We start from the raw sequence: 6,849 nt of genomic DNA, 5'->3' as shown, positions 1-6,849 counted from the left end.
ACGCCCCATACCACGTCAACGAGCCCAAGCCCCGGAAGCAACACGTAGATTTCCGACGGCCCCAGTGATCGCTATCAGAGGGCGGTACGAGAGTTGATGTCTGATCTGCACCCCCAGCCTTCCCTCCGTGTATGCGTGCGCAAGTTAGCCCAAACAGGTGAGTGACGGTGTATCAGCTCTGCGTTCCGCCGGATAGTCACGCATCTGCCCGCTGTCGTCCCCGCCAGCACGGGGGTATCCCCCTCTACCGTTCACCCGGCTGCCCCTGTTGACTTGTCCACCGGCTGGACGATCCTCCGGAGGCCCCGTGCTGATTCCGCTGCTGTTCCTGCTCCCCTGGGCCGTGTTGCTCACCTTTGGCGTCGGCATGTCCATGTTGCAGGGCCCCCCTCGGGCAGCCCTGCGGTGGTGGATCCTCTACGCGTGCGCACTCGCCGCGCTCATCGCCGCGCTAGTCCTGACCTGGCAGGCCAGAGACGCACACTGCCGCACACACCCAACAAGCTGGCAATGCGGCCGTTTCGATGAAATCGGAGATCTCTGAGTGGGCGGTTCGTGAGTCTTTGAGGGGATCTGCTGTCGCCTGATGGTGTGGCGGCGGGGCGGAATCTGCCGGTCCGCGGTTGTTGATCTGGTGATGTGATCGGGTGAGTGAACGCAAGCCGTACCCGAGCGACTTATCGGACGAGCAGTGGTCGTTGATCGAGCCGGTGATCACCGCGTGGAAGGACCGGCACCGCTCGGTCAGCGGCCACCAGGGCGCCTACGACATGCGGGAGATCGTGAACGCGATCCTCTACCAGGGGCGGACCGGCTGCCAGTGGGCCTATCTCCCGCACGACCTGCCGCAGAAGAGCGCGACCTACTACTACTTCGCCGCCTGGCGGGACGACGGGACCGACCAGGTCATCCATGAACTCCTGCGCTGCCAGGTCCGTGAACGCGCCCGCCGATTAGAGGACCCGAGCCTGGTGGTCCTGGACATCCAGAGTGTCCATGTGGCCGCCGGGGTCCCCGCCGCCACGAGTGGCCACGATCCGGCCAAGCGGGTGCCCGGCCGCAAACGCGGACTTGCCGTGGACGTCCTCGGTCTGGTCATCGCCGTCGTCGTCCTCGCCGCGAACACCCACGACAACGCCGCGGGCATCATCCTGCTGGACCAGGTCGCCGAGCACGCCGGCAAAACCGTCCGCAAAGCCCTGGTCGACCAGGGCTTCAAGAACCAGGTCGTCGCGCACGGCGTCGGCCTGGGAATCGACGTCGAGATCGTCGCACGCAACCCGCAGGACAAGGGGTTCGTGCCGCAGCCGAAGCGGTGGAGGGTCGAGCAGACCTACGGGATCCTGATACTGCACCGGCGCCTGGTCCGCGACTACGAGCACAGTCCCTCCTCTTCCGCCTCCCGCGTCTACTGGGCGATGACCCACGTCATGACCCGACGCCTCACCGGCGCGAACGCCCCCACCTGGCGCGCGGCGCAGGCGGTGGCAGCGTGAACATCCGACCCCTGCTCGATGCCCTGGACCTCCAGGAAGACGCCGCCCGGGCCCTGGCCGACGACCTCCGCGCACAGATCGACGACCTGCAGACCCGGTTGCGGGAGGCCGAGATGCACCTGGAGCACCTCACGATCACCCGCAAGACCGTCACCGGCCTCGCCGACCGGCTCCCGGCCGTCGCGCCGGACCTGCCCGAGCACCCGGACTACCCCCGCATCCTCGCCGCCTTCAACCACGCGACCGGGCCGCTGCGGGCCAAGGACGTCTGCGAAGCCCTCGGCCACGAACTGCTGCCGAAGAACGTCGAAGGTACCCGCGCCAGGCTGAAGCGCCTGGTCAAACTCGGGATCCTCACCGAGGCCGACACCGGCAACTTCGCCAGGAAGCAATAGCCGACGGAACCTCCACCAACGTCCTTGCTCCCACCTCAGCCAGAAACGGACATCGCCTTACGAACCGGCCACTAAGAGGTCGTTTTCGCCCTTTAAGTGAATAATCCCCCGTATTCCTCGGTGCGTGGAGGTCGTCGTGGTGGGGCTGACGAGTCGGATGCAGGGGATGGGTCGTGTGGGGTGACCGGAGAGGCGGAACACGCCTTACATCTGTCTCATCCCAAGACGTCCGCCGCATGGTCCGGTTCAGTGACGAGGGGTCACCACCGCCGCCAGCATCGGCGGACCGGAGCCGATGCATGTCCACTGCCTTCGCGCTGGGAGTCGTGCCAGCGACGACGTTGCCGACGAAGACGGCGCCGTAATCGGTATCTGCTGATCCGCTTGCCGCATTCGGTTCCTGCACCCAGGATCAGCAGCAACGCGAAAAGTGCAGCCAAGACCGCCTGAGACGCGCAGGCCGCCGGCAGATCAGCCCAAGAGAAGCCGTAGCTGATCAGCGCCGAGGAAGTCGACCCCACGCTCAGTACCAGGAAGAGCCGCCTCGTCTCACCGGGAACCGGCCCTCCCTTGGCAGCCCACTTCTTCATGCCTTCGACGAACCAGAAGGCAACCAGCGCCGCCACTTCGAGCCCTGACAACAGGACCGCCAGGCCAAGGTCCAGGACCCACTTCAACATGTTCACCATGCTGAAGCGGACGGACAGCCACACGCCTGAGTACGGCTACTCAAATGGAGTTGCCATCAAACGGGACTTCACAATGTGACCGTCACAAAGGTTGCGGAAGGAGCAGTTTCCGACGAGGCCACCTGGTCCGTGCTTCCAACGCCGGGACACACGCCTGGGCGCACGCCCCCTGTCCGGCGGTATCACCTGGTCATGACCAAAAGCCGTGCGTATCCAAGTGACCTGTCCGATGCCCGCTGGGCGTTGATCGAGCTGGCGCTGTCGGCATGGCGGGCCGAGCGGCGCCGGTATGCGCTGAACATCGGCCGCCCGCCCGAGCACGACCTGCGCGAGATCATGAACGCGATCCTGTACGTGGACCGCACCGGGGTGCAGTGGCGCTACCTGCCGCACGACTTCCCACCCTGGGAAACCGTGTACGGCTACTTCGCCAAGTGGCAGAAGGACGGTGTGTTCGCCCAGCTCACCGGCGTGCTCCGGCGACTGTTACGGCAGAAGGAGGGCAGGGGTGCGGAGCCGTCCGCATGCGTGATCGACGCCCAGAGCGTCAAGACCTCCACCAGCGTCCCGGCCGCAGGCCAGGGCACGGATGCGGCGAAGAAGATTGTGGGCCGCAAGCGGAGCATCGTCACCGACACCCTCGGCCTGCTGCTGGCGGTGCTGGTCACGGGCGCCGGCGTGCAGGACTCCGTCGCGGGCACCGACCTGATCGACCAGGTGGCCGCCGCGCACCCCACCATTCGCAAGGTCTGGGTGGACGGTGGCTACCGTCATCACCTCATCGAGCACGCCGCCGCCCTCGGCATCGACATGGAAATCGTCCAACGCACCCCCGGAACCAGGGGATTCACGCCACTGTCGAAGCGCTGGACCGTGGAGCGCACCTACGGATGGCTGATGTTCCATCGCCGCCTGGCCCGCGACTACGAGACCCTCCCCGCCCGCTCCGAAGCCATGATTCAGCTGGCCATGACCGACCTGATGGCCCGCCGCCTCAGCGGCGAAGCCACCATCTCCTGGCGCGACCCGACACCCAGGGATCAAACACCTATTCCGGGATGAAACATCGGGAGAAAACGACCTCTAAGAGCGATGACCATGGCCGCGTCGTGCGGGACGCTGGTCGGCTGGATGGGCAGCGGGGTCTCGGGGGACGGGTGTGTGCGCAGGTGCATGATCTCGTCGTGCTGGGCGGCGATCCGGGACAGCGCGAGTCGCTTGAACGCGGTCAGGTCTTCAATGGTCTTGTCCCGGGCGGCGAGGCGGGTCTTTAGTTCGGCGTTCTGGGTTTTCAGCCGCTGGATCTGGGCGTCTCTGGGATCCGGGGCGGTCCCAGCTTCCTGGAGCGCCCTCAGACGGCGTACGAACTCATCGCCGAGGTACTGGTAGGGGCCTTCCCGGACTGTGCCGTCGCGGTCCTTCTTCGGGTAGAAGCCAGTGCGGGTCACTCCTGCCTCGGCTGCGAGGGTCTTGAGATCGCAGCCTCTGCCGGCCGGGAGTTCTCCGCGAAGAAGGCGATCCATCGCGGATCGGACCGCGGCTTCGTTCCGGGCCCGCTCGGTGTCAGTGATCCGGCCCACGATCTCCTCCATGGTCGGCTGTCTGCGCGGTGTCGATCGCGGCGACGATGGTCTCGGCCCTGTCGGCTTGGGCCTGAAGCCGCGCCCGCTCGGTCTTCTGCCCGCGGCCGATCTTTCCGATGAAGATCCGGCTGTTGGCGGCGGACGATGCCCAGACGGGGCGGTGGCAGGGATGGTGGGTGGCCTGAGGGCAGCGAGCCGAGTCGCACATCCCTGCCAGCGGTCGGCTACGGTCCTTGGCCTTGGCGAGCTTGAGGCAAAGGGCCTTGTCCGGGTCCAGGAACCAGCAGTAGTTGGCGACTCCCAGGTGCAGGGCGCCAGCCCGTCGGCCCAGCAGGGTGATGACTTCCTGGTCGCTGTGCTTGATCACAGGTGTGGTGACGTGGAGTTCACCGAGTTCGTCCTCAACCGACCTGAAGAATGTGAGGAGTTCGCGGGCACCGGGCCCGGCAGGCCAGTTGCCATTCTGGTAGTCGTGGAAGGCCTGCAGGGTAAGGGTTAGGTTGCGCTTCTGCTCCTCCTCGCCGATCTCCGCGAGGAACTTGGCCTGGGCACCGCCGGGTCGGTTCGCGTACCCTTCGGTGGTGGCCACCGACAGGTGCTTGAGCTGGATCTTCGCGGCCAGCAGACCACCGGGCCGGTGAGCGATCTCCACGGCCAGTGTGCGGCGAAGTATCCGCAGATTTAGCGGATCGGCAGGGACCGGGCTCAGTCCGAGCCGGGCGCCTTCGGGTCCGTTGGTGAACCGGCGTAGCCGCTTGAGGCACTCGTCGAAGTCAAGGCTGGCGGAGAAGAGGTGGCTGGCGTCGTCACCCGCGATGTCGCGTGCGACTCCGGCGGCGTGGAAGGCTTCTTCGGCAACGACCCACTCGTCCCATACTGTCCGGTCATAGCCCTGCCCTTTGATCAGCTTGCTCTTGAGGCGATAGCGGATCCGGTCGGACGTCCCTTCGCGCGGCAGATGGCAGTCCCGGGGCAGTTCGATCAGTACTGGCGGGAGGGGGTTATTCCGACCGTGCGCTATTCCTCCTCTTTCCGGCTCGCAGAAGCGACCCTTTGGGTTTCGCCTTACCGCTTCGCTGCGGAGTTCCCAGTGGCGGCAAGGAGAGCTTGCGCCTGTTCGCGGGCATGGCTGATGGGGTCCGCGAAGATGTTCAGGCCGTGGGCGACGAGCGCTCCTTCATGAAGCAGCATGAGTGTCTGGCCCAGATGGTCGGCCCCGTACGGGGTGATGTCCCCGGCGAGGTCGGTGAACAGGGTGAGCATCCACTGCTTTTGCCTGGTGATGATCGGGTAGGCCGGGTGGGACGGATCGCTGATCTCGGCGTGAGCGTTGACCATGCTGCACCCCTTGGAACTGTTCTTCGCCGACCACGCGCGTGAGGCATCGAAGACGGCCAGGACGCGCGCCGCCGACACCGGTGGTGCGGCGTCGAGGCACTGGGCGAGGAAGGCCCGCCAGCGTTCATCACGATCCGCGAGGTACTCCACGACGATCTGCTCCTTGGAACCGAACCGGTCGTAGAGGGTCTTCTTCGTCACCCCGGCCTCGGCGGCGATCAGGTCCACCCCGACGGCATGGATACCGCGCTCGTAGAACAGCCTCGCGGCGGCCTCCAGGACGCGCCGGGCGGCAGGCGTCATCGTGATCCGTCGCGGCCTTTCGGTAGTGCCCATACCTCAACAGTATACCGATCTGTATAGTGGGTCGATGGGTATACCGATCTGTTTAGTGGAGGGTGAGGCGTGAACTTCCTGCTCTCGATCGCCTTCGTGATCTGCTGGAGTTCCGGGTTCATCGGAGCCAAGCTCGGCGCGGGCAGTGCATCTGCGGTCACGATCCTGATGTGGCGGTTCCTGCCGCTGGCCGTCATCCTGATCGTCATTGCCACCGTCTCCAGAAAGTCGTGGCGGGACCTCGCAGTGCGGGATGTGGCCCGGCAGGCCATGATCGGCATGCTGTCGCAGAGCGGCTATCTGCTCACCGTCTACTACGCGATCCAACTCGGGGTCTCCAGCGGCACCACAGCTCTGATCGACGGCGTCCAGCCCCTCGTCGCCGGAGCACTTGCCGGACCGCTGTTGCGTCAATACGTCTCGCGCAAGCAGTGGCTCGGCCTGTGCCTGGGGGTGAGCGGCGTCGCCATCGTCACCATGGCCGATGCCGCAGCCGGCACCGGTGCGGCCTGGTGGGCCTATCTCATCCCCTTCCTCGGCATGTTCTCGCTGGTAGCGGCCACGTTCCTCGAAAGCCGCTCCCGCGTACGAGTCGCGCCCGCAGTGTCGCTGACCGTCCACTGCGCCACCAGTGCCGTCATCTTCACGGCACTTGCCGTGAGCGCCGGAGCCGCGGAGCCGCCCGCTGAGCTCTCGTTCTGGGCCGCGATCACCTGGCTCGTAGCCTTGTCGACCTTCGGCGGATACGGGCTGTACTGGCTCATCCTGAGGCGCTCTGGAGTTACCAAGGTCAACACGCTCATGTTCCTCATGGCCCCGGTCACGGCAGTCTGGGGAGCCCTCACGTTCGGCGAAACGTTCAGTCCGCACACCGCTTTCGGCCTGGCCGTCGGCCTCGCAGCAGTCGTCATTGTCCATCGCGGTGACACCTCATCCACCAGGGTGTACGTGCGGGATACGGACACGGGCGAGGTCGCGAGGCCAGCCAAGTACGGCGCCTGATACCTCTGCC

General features: G+C 65.8%; 9 protein-coding genes. 5 read left to right on the top strand and 4 right to left on the bottom strand.

The genetic code is table 11. From position 1 onward, the window contains the following. The first annotated feature begins 307 nt into the window (after positions 1-307). The 3 genes from IEZ21_RS47150 to IEZ21_RS45820 all read left to right on the top strand — a co-directional run bounded on the left by IEZ21_RS47150 (position 308) and on the right by IEZ21_RS45820 (position 1,891). Positions 308-544: a hypothetical protein gene (locus IEZ21_RS47150; protein WP_213089436.1), complete on the top strand. Its 237-nt coding sequence runs from the start codon at positions 308-310 to the stop codon at positions 542-544. 103 nt (positions 545-647) lie between these two features. Further along, positions 648-1,496, top strand: coding sequence for an IS5 family transposase (locus IEZ21_RS45825; protein ID WP_189327735.1), 849 nt, complete (start codon positions 648-650; stop codon positions 1,494-1,496). Further along, entirely contained in the window at positions 1,493-1,891 is a 399-nt protein-coding gene (locus IEZ21_RS45820) for a hypothetical protein (RefSeq protein ID WP_189327734.1), read from the top strand. Before IEZ21_RS45825 ends, IEZ21_RS45820 begins: the two co-directional genes overlap by 4 nt. Positions 1,892-2,151: 260 nt before the next feature. Here the strand turns inward: IEZ21_RS45820 and IEZ21_RS45815 are convergent, their stop codons facing one another. Next, a complete protein-coding gene (locus tag IEZ21_RS45815; RefSeq protein WP_189327733.1) occupies positions 2,152-2,571 on the bottom strand; it encodes a hypothetical protein in 420 nt (139 codons plus the stop codon). A gap of 201 nt (positions 2,572-2,772) precedes the next feature. Between IEZ21_RS45815 and IEZ21_RS45810 the strand changes: the two genes are divergently transcribed. Beyond that, on the top strand, positions 2,773-3,642 hold the full coding sequence (locus IEZ21_RS45810) for an IS5 family transposase (protein ID WP_189327732.1): 870 nt from the start codon (positions 2,773-2,775) through the stop codon (positions 3,640-3,642). On the opposite strand, the gene IEZ21_RS45805 is transcribed toward IEZ21_RS45810, so the two are convergent. From IEZ21_RS45805 to IEZ21_RS45795, 3 genes are all read right to left on the bottom strand, one after another. Next, on the bottom strand, positions 3,621-4,172 hold the full coding sequence (locus IEZ21_RS45805; RefSeq protein ID WP_246568931.1) for a hypothetical protein: 552 nt from the start codon (positions 4,170-4,172) through the stop codon (positions 3,621-3,623). The two genes, IEZ21_RS45810 and IEZ21_RS45805, sit on opposite strands and share 22 nt — an antisense overlap. Further along, positions 4,144-4,815: a hypothetical protein gene (locus IEZ21_RS45800; RefSeq protein WP_189327731.1), complete on the bottom strand. Its 672-nt coding sequence runs from the start codon at positions 4,813-4,815 to the stop codon at positions 4,144-4,146. The genes IEZ21_RS45805 and IEZ21_RS45800 overlap by 29 nt, the downstream gene beginning before the upstream one ends. A gap of 413 nt (positions 4,816-5,228) precedes the next feature. Next, positions 5,229-5,837, bottom strand: a complete 609-nt coding sequence (locus tag IEZ21_RS45795; protein WP_189327730.1) for a TetR/AcrR family transcriptional regulator — start codon at positions 5,835-5,837, stop codon at positions 5,229-5,231. A gap of 69 nt (positions 5,838-5,906) precedes the next feature. Between IEZ21_RS45795 and IEZ21_RS45790 the strand changes: the two genes are divergently transcribed. Next, the gene (locus tag IEZ21_RS45790; protein ID WP_189327729.1) at positions 5,907-6,839 is read left to right on the top strand and encodes a DMT family transporter; all 933 of its coding nucleotides are present in this window, start codon (positions 5,907-5,909) and stop codon (positions 6,837-6,839) included. Positions 6,840-6,849: the final 10 nt, after the last annotated feature.

It is taken from the genome of Streptomyces flaveus, from assembly GCF_014647675.1.
Taxonomy (GTDB): domain Bacteria; phylum Actinomycetota; class Actinomycetes; order Streptomycetales; family Streptomycetaceae; genus Streptomyces; species Streptomyces flaveus.
Note: the sequence above shows the minus strand (reverse complement) of the source record. Positions and strands in the feature narration are given on the sequence as shown.

Coding starts and splice junctions, on each gene's coding strand:
- IEZ21_RS45815 (WP_189327733.1), bottom strand. CDS start 2,571: ATGTTGAAGTGGGTCCTGGACCTTGGCCTGGCGGTCCTGTTGTCAGGG.
- IEZ21_RS45805 (WP_246568931.1), bottom strand. CDS start 4,172: ATGGAGGAGATCGTGGGCCGGATCACTGACACCGAGCGGGCCCGGAAC.
- IEZ21_RS45795 (WP_189327730.1), bottom strand. CDS start 5,837: ATGGGCACTACCGAAAGGCCGCGACGGATCACGATGACGCCTGCCGCC.
- IEZ21_RS45810 (WP_189327732.1), top strand. CDS start 2,773: ATGACCAAAAGCCGTGCGTATCCAAGTGACCTGTCCGATGCCCGCTGG.